Genomic DNA, 16,338 nt, shown 5'->3' on the forward strand with positions numbered 1-16,338 from the left:
CTTTATTGGTTAGTAGCTCGCTTTGTTGATCAGTAGCTCGCTTTGTTTAAGCGTGATGCGCTTTATTAATAAGCAACTCACTCTATTTAAGCGTAATGCGCTTTATTTCAGAAAGGACGGCTTTGCGAAGATCTGATATTTTTACTTTTCGCTCATTATGCCAAGGCATAGGACGCAGCAATGTCATGGCTTTTAAACCCAGTCTCGCAGTGAGAATACCGACACCGAGCCCCTGCCCTGCTCGAGCTGAAACCTTGCCTGCAAGATCCATCGAGACGAGGTCCATACTCGCGTCTATCGCGAGTTCACTCGCCCCTGCCGCTGCCATGTTGATCAACACCAACTTGAACAACTTAATACGCGACCAGTAACCAAGCTCAATGCCATACACATCAGCAAGCTTGTCTATCATGGTGAAATTGCGCCACGCCACCAGCAACATATCGGCAGCCGCCAATGGGCTCACAGCAACCAAAGCGGCCGATTCGGTCGAGAACTTGGTGACAATTTGAGTCGCCACTTTATCTTGTTGGGCAACAACGAGTGCATCATACATATCCAAGACTTCAGCATCGCTGTGCGCAGGGTTAATGCTGTTTCGCCATTTATCATAAGCGGGTGATTCAGCGACAATACCGCCCTGCTTCGCAATGTGTTCACAGAACGCTTTGCCTTTACCGACACTCTGGCTTTGCAGTAGCTCTTCACTCTGCTCTTGGACACTGAAATGGTCTTTCAGCGAACGCAGCTTCCACAACTCTTTGCCTATTGCGCCTAAACCTAATGAAGCAATGGCAGCAATAAAGCCAGCCCAACCTAACGCAAGCCAGTCTGCTGTTTGAATCGCGGTAATGACAGAGTCAATCGCCTGCCAGCCCACCAGACCAGAGAAAGCGACAAGTAAGCCCGTTCCAAACCACTTCTTCTTTTTACTCGGTCGAATCACTTGTTCCAGTTGCTGCTCAGCATCACCATCAAGATCTGTTTCTACTTGTGGTGCAACGGGTACAAACTTTTCTTGTTCCGTGAATAGCTTTTGAGCCCCCAAATCTGGGGTAACTTCATTCTTATCAGGCTCATCGAACGAGGTCTTCAACGGTTCATCAAAGACCTGTTTCGTTTTTAATTCACTCATTTTAATTGCCTCAATTACTTCAACTTGTCGCCAATGAGATATTCTAAAACCTTGTCGATTCTCAGATGCTGGCAAGGCTCGTCAGAGTGCTGCTCCATCGGCCTAAAACTCGTGAAATCAAATTGGTTGGTTTCCCAATACTGTTTATTGGGCAGTTTACGCGGCACCTCTCCCGGATACATGGTTTGAGGTTCGTTATCTAAAGTCACACCTTGCAACGCCGGAACATTGTCTGAGCCCGACGAGATATAACCCGCACTGGTCGCTTGAATAGACGCGATGCTCATGCAACTCATGTCGATATGTTCAAACGCCGCCTGTTGCCAAGCCGGATGTACCATCTGTTGTAACAGCGATACCAAGTTCGGATGTTGATCCGGTGTCACGTGGTCAGCCTTGGTGGCTGCAAATAAGATCTTGTCGATCTTCGGCGCAAACAAGCGTCTTAGCATATTGCTTCGCCCGTACTTAAAGCTCTTCAATAACTGTTCTAACGCACCACGCATGTCCATGAAAGAGTCATAGCCTGCGTTAAGTGGTTGTAAGCAATCCACCAGCACGATTTGTCTGTCGAACGTGGCAAAGTGATTCTTATAGAACGCCTTTACGACTTTCTGTTGATACTCTTCATAACGCGCTTTTAAAACTGCATAGTTGCTGGTTTTTGAGAACTTGCCCTCAGGTGCGATGCACGGGAAAAATTGCAACACAGGCGCGCCTTCAAGCTCACCTGGCAATACGAATCGACCCGGTTGTACCCAGTGCAATCCGTTATCCTTACAAGTATGAAGGTACTGAGTATAGCTATCGGCAATCGCGATCAGTTTCTTTTCTTCTGCTTCGGCTAGCAAGTCAATGTCGCCACGTATTGTGTTCCACTGTTGCGAATAGGTTTCTCTATCGCCTTTCAACGCGGCAAATTGAGATTGACTCCAAGTATCAAAATCCATATCCAGCAAAGGTAAATCTAGTAGCCATTCTCCCGGATAATCAACAATATCGAGATAAAGGGTGCTGTTTTTGCTCAGCAGCTTCTTTGCGCCTTTAGCTGGCTTATATTTAATTGCTAGACGAATCTCACTAACATCTCGCGTTGGCACTGGCCATTCTGGTGGTTGTGCATTCAAAGATTCCATCGCTTCATCATAAGAGAAGCGTGGAATCATCATGTTTTGTTGCGGGATGCGCTTTGCGCCAATAATTCTGCCATCTCTCGCTGATGCAAGCAGTGGTAGATTTTTGTGGGTAGACGTATGAAGAAGCTGATTTACCAGCGAAGTAATGAATGCTGTCTTACCCGCACGAGAAAGCCCCGTAACCGCTACTCGAATGTGAGAATCCGTTCCTCTGCTTATAAAGTCACTCATTTCTTGAGTTAGGTGTTTCATTTGAACGACTCCGTGATAGTTAGGCTGGATTGCTGACTCACCAAGAGCGCAATCATTTGGAAAAATAGCCTACTTATTTATTCCAATCGGAATATCTTAAATACTGATGTTTTTGCTTATGGTGATAAGTATGCAATACACATTCTTAATGCTAGATGAATAAAAGCCCCTGACTACATTCATAATCAGGGGCTTTAGAATTTTTCTGCGATATCCGACGTTTAATCGTCTTCAATCAACTTGTAGATAACAAACAGTGCAATCTCTGCAATTAGCCAAAGCGCACAAGTAATTGTCACGTATTTATTATCAAAGATGCTGATCCCTTTCAAGATCAGGTCGTAACCAACAAAAGCACCAATCACCACTGCCAAGATAATCTGTAGGATCTGAATAAAACGAGGCATTCCTCTCTCCTATATTCTTATATCAAACTATGTGTTTATCACTATATCATTGATAATAAGACAAAAGTGCAAATAATGCTGCACTTTTGTCTTCAACTTTCTGTCAAGAATTGCAATTCAAACGCTGAAGCTAGCGCCTGTTACGACTTTTGACTTCGGTAAATTATGCTTTTTCAGCTTCAGCAATTTTCACTTTCCACGTATCAGGGCCGATCTGGTGCGCGTTCACGCCGTTAGAGTCAACCGCGACCGTTACCGGCATGTCTTCAACTTCAAACTCGTAAATCGCTTCCATACCGAGATCTTCAAACGCAACCACGCGTGCTTTTTTAATTGCTTTCGCGACTAAATAAGCTGCACCGCCAACGGCCATTAGGTAAACCGATTTATGTTGTTTGATTGACTCTACCGTTGCAGGGCCACGTTCTGCTTTACCAATCATGCCCATAATGCCGGTTTCTTCTAGCATCATGTCGGTGAACTTATCCATACGAGTAGACGTTGTTGGGCCAGCAGGACCAACCGCTTCATCGCGTACCGCATCAACAGGGCCAACGTAGTAAATAAACTTACCTTTCAGGTCAACGCCTTCAGGTAAACCTTCACCACTTTCAAACATGCCTTGAATACGCTTATGCGCTGCATCACGACCGGTTAAGATCTTGCCTGATAGAAGAACCGTTTCGCCAGTCTTCCACTCTTGAACGTCTTCTTTAGTAATTTCATCTAGGTTAACACGGCGTGTATTTGCGCCTGCTTCCCAAGTAATATCTGGCCACTCTTCTAACTTAGGTGGTGTTAGTTCTGCAGGGCCGCTGCCGTCTAGCGTGAAGTGAACGTGACGCGTTGCTGCACAGTTCGGGATCAAGCAAACGGGCTTAGAGGCTGCATGCGTTGGCGCTGTTTTGATTTTAACGTCAACCACAGTCGTTAGACCGCCAAGACCTTGTGCACCAATACCCAGTTTGTTTACACGGTTGAAGATATCTAAACGAAGCTCTTCTTCTGCGTTCTCTGGACCTTTGTCGATAAGGTCTTGAATATCGATGTGTTCCATCAGAGATTCTTTCGCTAGTACTGCTGCTTTCTCAGCCGTACCTCCGATGCCTATACCAAGCATGCCCGGTGGACACCAGCCCGCGCCCATTGTTGGGAGCGTCTTCTCTACCCATTCTGCAATATCATCAGAAGGGTTAAGCATAACCATCTTGGTTTTGTTCTCAGAACCGCCACCTTTTGCCGCGATTTGAATTTCAACTTTGTTGCCAGGAACCATATTAATGTGAACAACCGCAGGTGTGTTGTCTTTGGTATTAATACGCTTACCTGCAGGATCCATTAGGACAGATGCACGCAATGGGTTATCTGGATTGTTGTAAGCTTGACGAACGCCTTCATCAACCATCTGTTGTACTGTTTGATCCGTTTCCCACCTAACATCCATACCGATGTTCACGAAACAAGTAACAATACCCGTATCCTGACAAATTGGACGATGGCCTTCCGCAGACATACGCGAGTTAATAAGAATCTGAGCGATAGCATCTTTTGCTGCTTGGCTCTCTTCTTTCTCGTACGCTTTTTCTAGGGCTTGGACAAAGTCTAAAGGGTGATAATAAGAAATGTACTGAAGTGCGTCAGCGACACTGCTGATCACATCTTGCTTACGAATAACCGTCATTGCATGCCTCTTTATTGTTCTGGTTCCATGTGGGTTCACAGTTTGACTATATGTGCCAAATCGAATTAGGTGGTTTAGCTTTTTATTGTGTTGAGCTGTATTTAGTTGCTTTAGCAATCGCTTGCATAGCTTTAAACTAAACCACTTGGATTACTCCGTTCTAATCAAGAACCCATTTTATTTTCAATTTATGATACTCTTGCTTCCTCTCACACGCCATGCAGTGATCGAACTCTTTGTCACAAATTAAACAAATGAATAACAACGAATTTCGCTCTATCCAAATCAAGCCGCTTGAATATCAATCAACTTTAGCTAAACAGCTGTTTTCCCATATTGAAAACCTGCCGTGGGCAATGCTATTACGCTCCGCTTCAGAACGCCACGTTGATAGTCGATACGATATTTTAGTTGCTCAACCCATCGCCACCTTCGAGACAATCGGTGCAGAAACGACCGTTAATGTTAATGAGACGTGCGAGGTTTCAGACTCTGATCCTTTCGAACTACTCGACCAATATCAGCAACAATTATTGCCTGCGACTAAAGAGCACACTCAGTTGCCATTCGTTGGCGGCGCTTTAGGCTATTTTAGCTATGATTTAGGGCGCAGAGTCGAGACACTTCCATCACTCGCAAAGCGTGATATTGAAGCACCTGACATGGCAGTTGGCTTGTATGAATGGGCTGTTATCGTTGACCACCAATTGAAAACGGCGTGTATTGTCGGTAGCAATATCGATGAACATCATGATTGGCTAATGCAGCAGATGGCTCAATCACACCTATCACATGCGCCCTTTGGGTTAACCACACCGTGGCAATCCAATATGAGCGAAGAGAGCTACGCCACTAAGTTCGATAGTGTTCAAGAGTACCTGTTATCCGGGGACTGCTATCAGATTAACTTAGCTCAGCGCTTCAATGCCCAATACCAAGGTAGTGAATGGCTGGCTTATGACAAGTTAGAACAGTACAACTCAGCGCCCTTTTCGGGTTTTATCCGTTTGGCCGACTGCGCAATCATCAGTGTTTCGCCAGAGCGTTTCTTAGAACTCAAAGACAACGTCATTGAAACCAAGCCAATCAAAGGCACACGACCTCGTTCTGAGGACCCGATGATTGATAATGCCAACGCGCAAGACCTAGCAAGCGCCGATAAAGATCAGGCGGAAAACTTGATGATCGTCGACCTACTTCGTAATGACATTGGCCGAGTAGCAAAACCGGGCACAGTGCATGTACCAAAGCTCTTCGATATTGAAAGCTTCCCTGCCGTGCACCACTTAGTGAGCACGATACGAGCGGACCTTGATGACCAATACTCTGCAACTGACCTTCTGAGAGCCTGTTTCCCTGGAGGCTCGATTACTGGCGCACCAAAAGTTCGCGCGATGCAGATCATTGAAGAGTTAGAACCGCATCGACGTTCAGCGTACTGCGGCAGTATTGGCTACATCAGCCGAAATGGCAGAATGGATACCAGTATTACCATTCGTACATTAGTCGCCGAGAACAACACGCTTTATGCTTGGGCTGGCGGTGGTGTGGTATTTGATAGTGATTGTGCTTCTGAATACCAAGAAACACTGGATAAGCTGAGTCGAATTCTACCGGTACTTGAAGATTGCTAAACCTAATGTCATTAACTGCGAGTTCCGCGACTTAATGACGAGTTCCGTAGCTTAACGGCTAGCAAAAGTTCGATATAAAAAGAAACCGAAGGATCGCAAGATCACTTCGGTTTTTTAGTCTTTGAACTAGAGTGCATTGCTCACAACGCATTATTAGCGTGTTTAAGCGACCTTCACCGCAGAGACACCCCACTTCTTAAGCATCTCTTTAAGATCATTGGCGGTGTAAGGTTTACTCAAAATGTCATCCATTCCACACTGAATACAACGTTCGCGTTCTTCAAGTGTCGTTCCGGCGGTCAGTGCCACAATAGATTTAACGTAACCGTTCTCTCTTAGTTTCTCTGTCGCTTCAAAGCCGTCCATAACGGGCATTCTGCAATCCATGAATACAATGTCGTATTCATTGTCTGACGCGAGCTCAAACCCTTCAACACCATTACTTGCGATAGCCGGTTCAATCTCATGTTTACGAAGCATTTGTTGGATGATGATCTGGTTCATTTTAATATCATCAACCACCAGCACTTTAAGTAGTGACAATTCCGCTTCAGACTCGAAGCCCTTGGCGACACTATCACTCTCAGCTGGAACATCGACAACTTGAAGAGGAATCGAGATGGTAAACGTCGTACCTGAGCCAACAACACTGGTCACCCCAATATCGCCATTCATCAGAGCCACCAGTTTGCGACAAATCGCTAACCCAAGCCCGGTGCCCTCATAGTTTCTGCTACTTGAGTTATCTGCCTGCGTAAAAGGTTCAAACAGCGTCTTATGCGCCGATTCAGCAATTCCGACTCCGGTATCTTCTACAGAGAAAACAAATTGGTTTTTGTCCCACTCAATATCAACATTCACATGCCCTTCTTCTGTAAATTTAATCGCATTACCGATTAAGTTCACAAACAGCTGAGTGATGCGCTCTAAATCGCCTTGAAAATGGGAAGGAACATTTGACGCAACACTGATATTGAATTCAAGCTGCTTCTCTATTGCTCGATTGACGAAGATGCTTTCAATCGTGTTTCTCAAATCATGCAACGCAAATTTCTTAGGAATAAGATCCAACATCCCTGCATTGATTTTGCTGTAATCCAATAGATCATTAATGATGGTTCTGAGAAACTCTCCAGACTGGCTCAGGTTGTTCACAATTTCACGCTGAGAACTGTTGAGTTCGGTATCACTGATCAATTCTGCACTACCTAACAAGCCATTAAGCGGAGTTCTTAACTCATGGTTAATCATGGCCACAAAGTCACGCGTTGCCCTTTCGGACTCTTCCGCTCGTTTACGTGATTCAATATTTCGGTTGATTGCTAGTTGATGGGTTAAGGCACTGCAGATAAGGTCCGTTACTAACAGCAGTTGGCTTTGTATAAACTCGTAGTCTTGGTCTAACAACCTGACTCTGACGATTAACGCGCCGACTATGACTTTTTCAACCTCTAAGGGCACGGTCAGCAGGTCGTCTTGCCAATGAGGTTCTTGAATGTCTTGCTCTAACACCTCGACAGTCTCATCGCCATAATCATAGGTGTGTAACTGAGGGATGAGCTTGGGAGGTAGAATCAAACGACTGGCTTCGATTAAGTAACTGTTAGTCACGTTCGTCGTTAGTTCAGATAGCATGACATCATCGAGATCATTTCTTAGAAACGCGCGCCCAAAATCAATCAACAGGTTGTCGATTTGTTCTTGGAATTCAATGCGGCGTATATTCGCGTTGGAGCGCTTTTCTAACTGACGCAAAGCAAGCTCAAGTTGTTGGTTAGCCTCGAACAGCTCGAGGCTCTTCTGTTCCAACAATCCTTCAGCCGCTTTTCTTGCCGCGATTTGACGCTTGAGCTTCTTCTCTAGGGCAGATGCCAGATCCATATTACTTTTCTACTTTGAGATTAAACCTAACCACGCTTTGGTCATCATTTTGTGGCGTCATCTCCACCGCGATAGATTCACCGTGGTATTCAGCGCATCCTTCTATAAGTCCTAAGCAAACATGAGACATACACCTTGCGCTTTTGTAGTCAAAAACAAGTTGTGCTTCGGTCGTGGTGATAAAACTGAATTCAGGTGGCTCAGCATCTGGATAGAGCTTCTTCACTTCAACGTGAATGTAGCGCTCTACGTGCTGAATAAATTGAAAGGTGGTCGTGCTATGAGCAAGGCTCGCTTTATTCGGTAATGAGGCCAGTAAGTTCTTAAATACAGACTGCCCAAACACGCGTTGCAAGCTTGCCGCATCAATATCGGTTTTCTTACTCAAGTTGATAATCAACCTGACAAGGTCTTTGTGGTCGTAACTGCCGACCGACGTATAGATCCCTTCGTCTTCTGACATTTCTAGAACTTCTTCCAAAAGCTCTAGCCCAAACTTGTCTTCAACAAGCTCTAAAAATTCGGTGAATATGATTCCTTTCATCTCATACCTTTTCTTCTATTTCTTTTTAGAATGGTCCACTAAGTTATTGTTATCAAATTCTTAAACAAAAAATCTACGTTTCGTCACCCAATTTTATGACATGGGTAACGCTTACTCGCCTGTATGCACATATTGAATATAGCAAAAATCGTCATTTTGAGGAGATTCATCGGTAAACAGCCTCTCATGACGCCCAATTGATAACTAAAAGAGGGAAAGTGAATGAAGAAAAACTCAATATTGGTAATCAACCCACGGTTATGTCTATACTTAAAATCATAATAATCAATATATTGGCTTGATATGAATAAAGAAAACTTCCTTCAACAATTCCAACTAAACCCTACCGTTGGCTATCACCCAGAGTCAGTAGAGCGTGTTTCGCATATCAGTGGCGATCAATTACGTAAAGCGGCAGTGGTGGTCGGTTTAGTGGAAAGAGAAGATGGTTTACATGTCATTTTTACAAAAAGAGCGGCTCATTTAAAGCATCATCCTGGCCAAGTCAGTTTTCCTGGCGGTAAACACGAACTCTCTGACCCTTCTATGCAATTCACCGCACTTAGAGAGCTCCATGAAGAGGTAGGAATTCGATCGGATCAAGTTAAAGTTGTTGGGCAATTACCCGCTTTGAGTACCATTAGTAAATTTTCTGTGACGCCGATTGTTGCAATGGTCGATCCTGACTATGAAGCCATCATCGATGAGAACGAAGTTGCCTCTATTTTTGAGGTGCCTGCCACCTATGTTTTAGACCAAGCCAAGTTACACAGCCACACTGTTAACTTCAAACAAATCAAGCATCGTGTTTTTGCGATGCCTTTCCAAGAGCACCTAATTTGGGGCGTTACGGCGCAAATTATCCAATCACTGCAGCAACATGTAGTGCAACGAATTACATAGCAACTACGTTTTGTTTAATCTCTGTTAACAAAATCCAGACTTTCTATGGAACAGATTTATTAATGCAATTTTACGCAAACGTTTCCCTGGTATAAATCTATACAACCCCGCCTTTCGCATAAATAAAACTAATACCATGCATAAACATAAATCACATGTAGCACGCTATTTTCGTGATCAAAAATTCGTTTTTCGCATATCATGTGACACGCCGTTTCATTACATGATTTAGATCTATTTTTTGCAGAAGAAAATTCTGCAGAATTAGCCCCGACTTATTTCCTGTTCCCAAAAAATGAGTAATTTAACATGAACACAACAACTTCTTCGGCAAATGCCGTTAAAGATTCAAGCAAGTTTAACTATAAAGATTTTACCTGGTGTTTATCACTATTCGGTACAGCAGTTGGTGCTGGCGTACTATTCCTTCCAATCAAAGCTGGTGCGGGTGGTTTTTGGCCATTAGTTATCCTAGCTCTAATTGCGGCACCAATGACTTGGTTCGCACACAAATCTCTAGCTCGTTTCGTACTGTCTGCTAAAAACCCTGAAGCTGATATTACAGACACAGTTGAAGAGCACTTCGGTAAGACTGGCGCAAACATTATTACTTTTGCTTACTTCTTCGCTATCTACCCGATCGTTCTTATCTACGGTGTTGGTATCACAAACACAGTTGATTCTTTCCTAGTAAACCAAATGGGTATGGAATCTATTCCACGTCCTCTTCTTTCTGGTGCACTTATCCTTGCTATGACAGCAGGTGTTGTATTCGGTAAAGAGCTGATGCTTAAAGCAACTTCAGCAATGGTTTACCCACTAGTATTCATCCTACTAGCGCTATCTTTTTACCTAGTTCCTGATTGGAACACTTCAATGATGGACGTAAGCCCAGAATGGTCAACAATGCCTTCTATTATCTGGCTTGCTATTCCAATCATCGTGTTCTCTTTCAACCACAGCCCAATCATTTCACAGTTCTCTAAAGAGCAACGTCGTGTATACGGTGATGACGCAGTTAAGAAAACTGACGCGATCACTGGCGGCGCAGCAATGATGCTGATGGGTTTTGTAATGTTCTTCGTATTCTCTGTAGTTCTTTCTCTATCTCCAGAGCAACTAGCAACAGCACAAGCACAGAACATCTCTGTTCTTTCTTACCTAGCAAACGTACATGAGTCTCCACTTATCTCTTACATGGGTCCTCTAGTAGCGTTCGCAGCGATTACTTCTAGCTACTTCGGTCACTTCCTAGGTGCTCACGAAGGTCTTGTTGGTCTAATCAAGTCTCGCTCTGGTTCTTCAATCTCTAAGATTGAAAAAGCATCTCTAGCGTTCATCGTTGTTACAACTTGGATTGTTGCGGTAGTTAACCCAAGTATCCTAGGTATGATTGAAACAATGGGTGCTCCAATGATTGCAGCTATCCTGTTCCTAATGCCTGTGTTCGCGATGCAGAAAGTACCAGCTATGGCTAAGTACAAAACTTCAGCACCTGTGCAAATCTTTACAGCTTTATGTGGTCTAGCGGCTATTAGTTCTGTAATCTACGGCGCTCTTTAATCTCAAGCCCTTTTTATAAGATGGCATCCATCTTATATCGCGAGATTAGACAAAAAATATAATGATAATAAATGAGCCTCCCTACTCCCCTTGGGAGGCTCTCTTTTTGAGGTAATCGCTATGATTAGTGTATTTGATATCTATAAAATCGGTGTTGGTCCATCGAGCTCACACACAGTTGGACCAATGAAAGCGGGTAAAGAATTTATTGATGACCTACGTTCAATGGGAAAATTGCGCGACATCACTAAAATCACCGTGGACGTATATGGATCACTATCACTGACAGGGAAAGGTCACCACACAGATATCGCAATCATCATGGGTCTTGCTGGCAATACTCCTGAGCGTGTTGATATCGATTCTATTGCTGGCTTCATTGCTCGCGTAGAAGAAACTGAGCGCCTTCCTGTTGGCATGCACTGTCATACAGTATCGTTCCCACGCGATGGCGGTATGAACTTCCACACTAGCAACCTTTCTCTACACGAGAACGGCATGAGCATTCATGCATGGGTTGGTGACGAAGTTGCATACTCAAAAACGTACTACTCAATTGGTGGCGGTTTCATCGTTGACGAAGAGAACTTCGGCAAAGAAGAAAAAAACCCAATCAAAGCACCTTACGAATTCACAACAGCTGAAGAGCTGGTTAATCAGTGCAAAGAAAGCGGTCTTTCTATCAGTACACTGGTTATGAAAAACCAAGCAGCGTTCCACTCAGACGAAGAGTCTCGCACTTACTTCGCTAACATCTGGAAAACTATGCGTGAGTGTATGGATCGCGGTATGAATACTGAAGGTATCCTACCTGGTCCACTACGTGTTCCTCGCCGTGCAGCAGCACTTCGCCAACAGCTAATGACTTCAGAAAAAACAACCAATGATCCAATGTCGGTTGTTGACTGGGTAAACATGTTTGCTTTCGCAGTAAACGAAGAAAATGCAGCTGGCGGCCGTGTAGTTACGGCACCAACAAACGGCGCATGTGGCATCATCCCTGCTGTATTGGCTTACTACGATAAGTTCATCCAAACAGTGACAGAGAAAGATTACATCCGTTACTTCGCAGCTTCTGGCGCGATCGGTGGTCTTTACAAGCGTAACGCTTCAATCTCTGGTGCTGAAGTTGGCTGTCAGGGTGAAGTTGGTGTGGCATGCTCTATGGCTGCTGCTGGTCTTGCTGAGCTTATGGGTGGTAGCCCTGAGCAAGTATGTATGGCTGCAGAAATCGGCATGGAGCACAACCTAGGTCTAACATGTGACCCAGTTGCTGGCCAAGTACAAGTACCATGTATCGAGCGTAACGGTATTGCTGCAGTTAAAGCAATCAACTCGACTCGTATGGCACTTCGTCGTTCTTCTGCTCCTACTGTTTCTCTAGATAAAGTTATCGAAACAATGCTAGAAACAGGTAAAGACATGAACGCTAAATACCGTGAGACTTCTCAAGGTGGTTTGGCTGTTAAGGTTGTTTGTTGATAGCCTTTGAATCAATCTGTTTTTAATCAGCAGATAATAAAAAGGAACGCCGATGCGTTCCTTTTTTGTATCTGAATTCCGGCCACTTATATCTAAGATGCTCGATTCGCATCTTAGATAATGGACCAAAGAACTAGATCACTTGTGAGATAAGCAGGAAGCAACCAAACAGCAGTGAGAACAACATCATTGCGCTGCCACCTTCTGCTCGGTATCGGTCATCAGCAACTTTCATGAAACGCTGTTTGTGGACCATAACCAGAGGAACAAACACCGCTAGGAACACCAAGATGATACCTGCGTAATTCAGTACTTGTAGGAACTTGTCTGCCGCAAGCAATGAACCAGCCAACGGCAAGATAAAGCTAATGCAGTACGTTACCGCTGTATTTTGGTTGAACATGTCTTTGTTCTGGTTGAACAACGCCATCGCCACACCAAAGAAAGAGGTCAACAACGCCAAGCCAGTGAAGGTAGACAAGACGTTACCCACCCAAGGAGACTGAGCCTCAAACGCCGCCATCAAATCTGATACGTTCTCAAAGCTACGGAATTGCTCTTCACTCAAGTTACCCACTACCGCAAACAACCAACACAAGTAACACACTAATGGGATCAGAGAACCGATGATCACCATGTTACGCAGCTGTTTGTCTGTCGCTTCGTGGTTGTAAGAAACCAAGGTTGGAATCACCACCATAAAGCCAAAGCTCGTAAACAGGATGGCACTGGTTTTGATTAGGTCAACGTGGTCATGGCTGGTTACCTGCATCAAGTTTTCTTGAGTCATGCTCGGCGCTAAGAAGGCCATGGTTGCAAACAAACTAGCAAGCATCACGAAGAACAATGCTCGATTGAGCTTATCAATCACACCAGTACCACTTGCGACTACTGCGCCAGCAAGCAAGGTAAACACGGTTTGGCTGGTAGTCGCGGTAATTTCGACGCCAAAGTTAGACAGTAACTTACTCAGCAAGTCACCTGCGCCCAGAATGTAAGCCATTAATAGGCAAATCAACAACGCGTATAGCAAGCCGTTGGTAAGCAACTGACCTTGTTTACCCAAGGTTTTTCGGGCAATAGAGTTTAATCCTAGACCGCCACCCGCTTTGATGGTCGCTTCTAGAAGTAGTAATGCTGCGTAAGTCGTACCGAAGCAGATCAGTACCATAAGCAGTGTGCCGTAAAGCAATCCGAATTGAGCTAATACCATTGGGATCGCAAGCATACCAGCACCGAGAGCGGTACCAGCGATAATTAGGGAGCTACCCATCATTTTAATATTCATTGTTTTTAACTTATTTGTTTAGTTTTTATAGATGTGAGTCTTCGTTCATCGAGCGGATGACAAAGGAGTTCAGATAGAAATAAAGTTATAAAACGAATAACAATAGGAGCGATAAGCGGTAAAGAAGCGTGCAGAGACGTTGTCGAACAGGGCGTTCAAAGGGGAGCTTGTCTTAAAAGAGGTAAAACGAGAAGCGTGAGTAAGCATTAACTGATGTGGTGAACCTTCCGTAGGTTCAATAATCGGTGATGTAATCTTGAATTTCATGTATGTGTCCAATAAGTCACATTCCATAGTATTTGAAGCAGCGTATCCGTTGCTGCCCTACCTCTATCATAGAGGTCTTTTCATCTTATCGAATGAGCCTCGAAACACAACGCTATAACCACAATTTTTGCTATTAAATTGAACAAAACAACCATTTGGATATAAATTGACCACTAAGTCGTCTAAAACAATAGTCTTTATTGATAAAAGACAAGCGGACAAATACATCGAGCTAATTAACAACCTAGGCTTTTCTAATTATCAGCACAATCAAAACTCGATGCTGCACTTCAATTTTCCCAAAACAACAGTCTGTTTTAAGAACAGCGAGGAGCTTGAAGCGCGTTCCATTTCAACACCAGGTTCCGCACAAACTTGCTACATCACAGAAGCATAACCACAACCGGAGTGTGGTCACACAATTCGTTATACCCCATAGGTGGTAGGAATTCTTACTAGTACAGTATTTGCGTCATTATAATTAATAAAAACAAACACCTTATGCGCTCAACAATCACCTTTAAAATCCTAGTGGCCCTCGCCATCGTGTTCACCTTTTTGCTGGCAATATCGACCTATTTCCAATATTCGCAACAAAAGCAACTTGTAAACTCAGTGTTAAGTGAGCAGCTTCACGACAAAGCAAGTAACTACTTCGATAGCCTCAATATGATGATGCTCACCGGCACCATGGCACAAAAAGAGACCCTTCGTCAGAAAGCACTGGCTCAAGAAGGCATTGAAGACGTTCGTGTTTTACGCGCCGACGCTGTCAGCAAGTTATATGGCCCAGGTAATGACAACCAAACACCGGTTGACGATATTGATAAACGAGCGCTAGCGGGCGAAACCGTTATCGAACCTTTTTCTGCTGATTGGGGCAAAGGCTTGGTTATTGCTCTGCCAATGAAGTCGAGTGAAGATTACCGAGGAACCAATTGTGTCGCCTGTCATATGGCACCAGAAGGTGAAGTCTTGGGTGCGATTCGTCTCGAATATAACCTTAACCATGTTAACTCGCTGATTAACACTCAAACCATGGCTGCTATTGGCATTATGGCAGTGATCTCGTTTGCCGGATTTGTCCTTACGATGGGATTAATTCGTAAGATTATCGTGCGCCCGCTGCAACAGACTTCTCGCTTTATGACCCAAATCAGCAACGATAAAAACCTATCCACTCGCCTGCCGGAACAAAGCAAGGATGAGATTGGCACGCTGGCTAACTCCATCAACTCGTTCATGGGAACCGTATCTGACAGCTTAGAAAAGGTACAAAGCACCTCGCACAAGTTAAATGCGTCTGCCAACCAACTGACTAGTGTCGCGCAAATTACCGAGCAAGCCGCCAGCGACCAGCAAAGCGAAACCGCAGAAGTGCAACACAATGTCGAAGGAATACAGGCACAGCAAGTCAATGTAGAACAAGCGACTTTAACAGCTTCAGAGCTTATCAATCACACCGCTGATGTGGCGTGTAAGAGTGCCAACCAAGCACACGAAGCAAGCAGTGAGATAAAAAACCTCGTTAGCAGCATAGAAGAAGTGAAACACAAAATACTGACACTCAATGAGCAAACCGGAGAGGTCTCTTCAATATTGAGTGTGATTCGTGGCATTGCTGACCAAACCAATCTTCTGGCCTTGAATGCAGCAATTGAAGCGGCACGTGCGGGAGAACAAGGTCGTGGGTTTGCGGTGGTGGCTGATGAAGTTCGCCACCTTGCATCGCGAACCGCAGAAGCAACAGGCAGCATTGAGTCAATCATTCATCAATCCCAGCAAGGCAGTGAAGAGTCGCTAACTTCTGCCGATCGCGTTTGCGAACAAGCTCATCAAAGCTCAACCGATATCGACGCACTTTCAATTGAAATGAATGGTGTGGTCGAAGAGATGAAACAAGTCTTGGCTCACGCACAGAATATTCAGCAGCAAACACAATCCACCACACAAGCGACTCAAGATGTTCAACAAAAGGTTGAGACCATCACCTCTCACGCCAACAACACGTCGCAATCTGCGGCTGAAACTCGCAACATCAGCAATGACTTAGAAGAGCTGTCTGATCACCTTGAGTCACTGATTAATCAGTTTACTTTATCGAGTACAAAGAAGAAGTCATAGATCGCCAACAAAAAAGCGCTCAACAATGAGCGCTTTATCTT

At 44.4% G+C, this 16,338-nt stretch carries 13 protein-coding genes; 5 read left to right on the forward strand and 8 right to left on the reverse strand.

What is annotated here, in order from left to right; all coding sequences use genetic code 11:
• Window positions 1–82: 82 nt before the first annotated feature.
• The 4 genes from AB4384_RS21345 to AB4384_RS21360 all read right to left on the reverse strand — a co-directional run bounded on the left by AB4384_RS21345 (window position 83) and on the right by AB4384_RS21360 (window position 4,611).
• Complete coding sequence (locus AB4384_RS21345; protein ID WP_017086459.1) at window positions 83–1,135, reverse strand: YcjF family protein; 1,053 nt, start codon at window positions 1,133–1,135, stop codon at window positions 83–85.
• Window positions 1,136–1,149: 14 nt separating this feature from the next.
• Entirely contained in the window at window positions 1,150–2,523 is a 1,374-nt protein-coding gene (locus AB4384_RS21350; RefSeq protein ID WP_108109677.1) for a YcjX family protein, read from the reverse strand.
• 221 nt (window positions 2,524–2,744) lie between these two features.
• Window positions 2,745–2,930: a hypothetical protein gene (locus AB4384_RS21355; protein ID WP_004734731.1), complete on the reverse strand. Its 186-nt coding sequence runs from the start codon at window positions 2,928–2,930 to the stop codon at window positions 2,745–2,747.
• 163 nt (window positions 2,931–3,093) lie between these two features.
• Entirely contained in the window at window positions 3,094–4,611 is a 1,518-nt protein-coding gene (locus AB4384_RS21360) for a fumarate hydratase (RefSeq protein WP_372130080.1), read from the reverse strand.
• 254 nt (window positions 4,612–4,865) lie between these two features.
• Here AB4384_RS21360 and pabB point away from each other — a divergent pair, with 254 nt between their 5' ends.
• Complete coding sequence (pabB, locus tag AB4384_RS21365) at window positions 4,866–6,245, forward strand: aminodeoxychorismate synthase component I (RefSeq protein WP_372130081.1); 1,380 nt, start codon at window positions 4,866–4,868, stop codon at window positions 6,243–6,245.
• A gap of 162 nt (window positions 6,246–6,407) precedes the next feature.
• Here pabB and AB4384_RS21370 read toward each other — a convergent pair whose 3' ends face one another.
• Both AB4384_RS21370 and AB4384_RS21375 read right to left on the reverse strand, forming a co-directional pair.
• On the reverse strand, window positions 6,408–8,126 hold the full coding sequence (locus tag AB4384_RS21370; RefSeq protein WP_372130082.1) for an ATP-binding protein: 1,719 nt from the start codon (window positions 8,124–8,126) through the stop codon (window positions 6,408–6,410).
• A 1-nt stretch (window position 8,127) separates the two neighbouring features.
• Window positions 8,128–8,670, reverse strand: coding sequence for a heme NO-binding domain-containing protein (locus AB4384_RS21375; RefSeq protein ID WP_017080579.1), 543 nt, complete (start codon window positions 8,668–8,670; stop codon window positions 8,128–8,130).
• 303 nt (window positions 8,671–8,973) lie between these two features.
• On the opposite strand from AB4384_RS21375, the gene AB4384_RS21380 reads away from it, so the two are divergent.
• The 3 genes from AB4384_RS21380 (at window position 8,974) to AB4384_RS21390 (ending at window position 12,618) form a co-directional block, all read left to right on the forward strand.
• Complete coding sequence (locus AB4384_RS21380; RefSeq protein WP_052878187.1) at window positions 8,974–9,573, forward strand: CoA pyrophosphatase; 600 nt, start codon at window positions 8,974–8,976, stop codon at window positions 9,571–9,573.
• A 309-nt stretch (window positions 9,574–9,882) separates the two neighbouring features.
• The gene (locus AB4384_RS21385; protein ID WP_048609200.1) at window positions 9,883–11,136 is read left to right on the forward strand and encodes an aromatic amino acid transport family protein; all 1,254 of its coding nucleotides are present in this window, start codon (window positions 9,883–9,885) and stop codon (window positions 11,134–11,136) included.
• Between the two features lie 120 nt (window positions 11,137–11,256).
• Window positions 11,257–12,618, forward strand: coding sequence for an L-serine ammonia-lyase (locus AB4384_RS21390; RefSeq protein ID WP_372130083.1), 1,362 nt, complete (start codon window positions 11,257–11,259; stop codon window positions 12,616–12,618).
• Window positions 12,619–12,751: 133 nt separating this feature from the next.
• Here the strand turns inward: AB4384_RS21390 and AB4384_RS21395 are convergent, their stop codons facing one another.
• Together AB4384_RS21395 and AB4384_RS21400 are read right to left on the reverse strand one after the other, a co-directional pair.
• Window positions 12,752–13,894 (reverse strand): amino acid permease, encoded by a 1,143-nt coding sequence (locus tag AB4384_RS21395; protein ID WP_017060419.1) that lies wholly within the window; start codon window positions 13,892–13,894, stop codon window positions 12,752–12,754.
• An 81-nt stretch (window positions 13,895–13,975) separates the two neighbouring features.
• The gene (locus tag AB4384_RS21400) at window positions 13,976–14,173 is read right to left on the reverse strand and encodes a hypothetical protein (protein WP_048611631.1); all 198 of its coding nucleotides are present in this window, start codon (window positions 14,171–14,173) and stop codon (window positions 13,976–13,978) included.
• A 501-nt stretch (window positions 14,174–14,674) separates the two neighbouring features.
• Between AB4384_RS21400 and AB4384_RS21405 the strand changes: the two genes are divergently transcribed.
• Window positions 14,675–16,297 (forward strand): methyl-accepting chemotaxis protein, encoded by a 1,623-nt coding sequence (locus tag AB4384_RS21405; RefSeq protein WP_372130084.1) that lies wholly within the window; start codon window positions 14,675–14,677, stop codon window positions 16,295–16,297.
• The last annotated feature ends 41 nt before the right edge of the window (window positions 16,298–16,338 follow it).

Source organism: Vibrio sp. 10N.261.51.A4 (assembly GCF_041471945.1).
Lineage (GTDB): Bacteria > Pseudomonadota > Gammaproteobacteria > Enterobacterales > Vibrionaceae > Vibrio > Vibrio crassostreae_C.

What these genes read in the sequence shown, in the direction of transcription:
- AB4384_RS21375 (WP_017080579.1), bottom strand. Translation starts at nt 8,670, where the DNA reads ATGAAAGGAATCATATTCACCGAATTTTTAGAGCTTGTTGAAGACAAG.
- AB4384_RS21405 (WP_372130084.1), top strand. Translation starts at nt 14,675, where the DNA reads ATGCGCTCAACAATCACCTTTAAAATCCTAGTGGCCCTCGCCATCGTG.
- AB4384_RS21395 (WP_017060419.1), bottom strand. Translation starts at nt 13,894, where the DNA reads ATGATGGGTAGCTCCCTAATTATCGCTGGTACCGCTCTCGGTGCTGGT.
- AB4384_RS21370 (WP_372130082.1), bottom strand. Translation starts at nt 8,126, where the DNA reads ATGGATCTGGCATCTGCCCTAGAGAAGAAGCTCAAGCGTCAAATCGCG.
- pabB (WP_372130081.1), top strand. Translation starts at nt 4,866, where the DNA reads ATGAATAACAACGAATTTCGCTCTATCCAAATCAAGCCGCTTGAATAT.
- AB4384_RS21390 (WP_372130083.1), top strand. Translation starts at nt 11,257, where the DNA reads ATGATTAGTGTATTTGATATCTATAAAATCGGTGTTGGTCCATCGAGC.
- AB4384_RS21350 (WP_108109677.1), bottom strand. Translation starts at nt 2,523, where the DNA reads ATGAAACACCTAACTCAAGAAATGAGTGACTTTATAAGCAGAGGAACG.
- AB4384_RS21385 (WP_048609200.1), top strand. Translation starts at nt 9,883, where the DNA reads ATGAACACAACAACTTCTTCGGCAAATGCCGTTAAAGATTCAAGCAAG.
- AB4384_RS21380 (WP_052878187.1), top strand. Translation starts at nt 8,974, where the DNA reads ATGAATAAAGAAAACTTCCTTCAACAATTCCAACTAAACCCTACCGTT.
- AB4384_RS21355 (WP_004734731.1), bottom strand. Translation starts at nt 2,930, where the DNA reads ATGCCTCGTTTTATTCAGATCCTACAGATTATCTTGGCAGTGGTGATT.
- AB4384_RS21400 (WP_048611631.1), bottom strand. Translation starts at nt 14,173, where the DNA reads ATGAAATTCAAGATTACATCACCGATTATTGAACCTACGGAAGGTTCA.
- AB4384_RS21360 (WP_372130080.1), bottom strand. Translation starts at nt 4,611, where the DNA reads ATGACGGTTATTCGTAAGCAAGATGTGATCAGCAGTGTCGCTGACGCA.
- AB4384_RS21345 (WP_017086459.1), bottom strand. Translation starts at nt 1,135, where the DNA reads ATGAGTGAATTAAAAACGAAACAGGTCTTTGATGAACCGTTGAAGACC.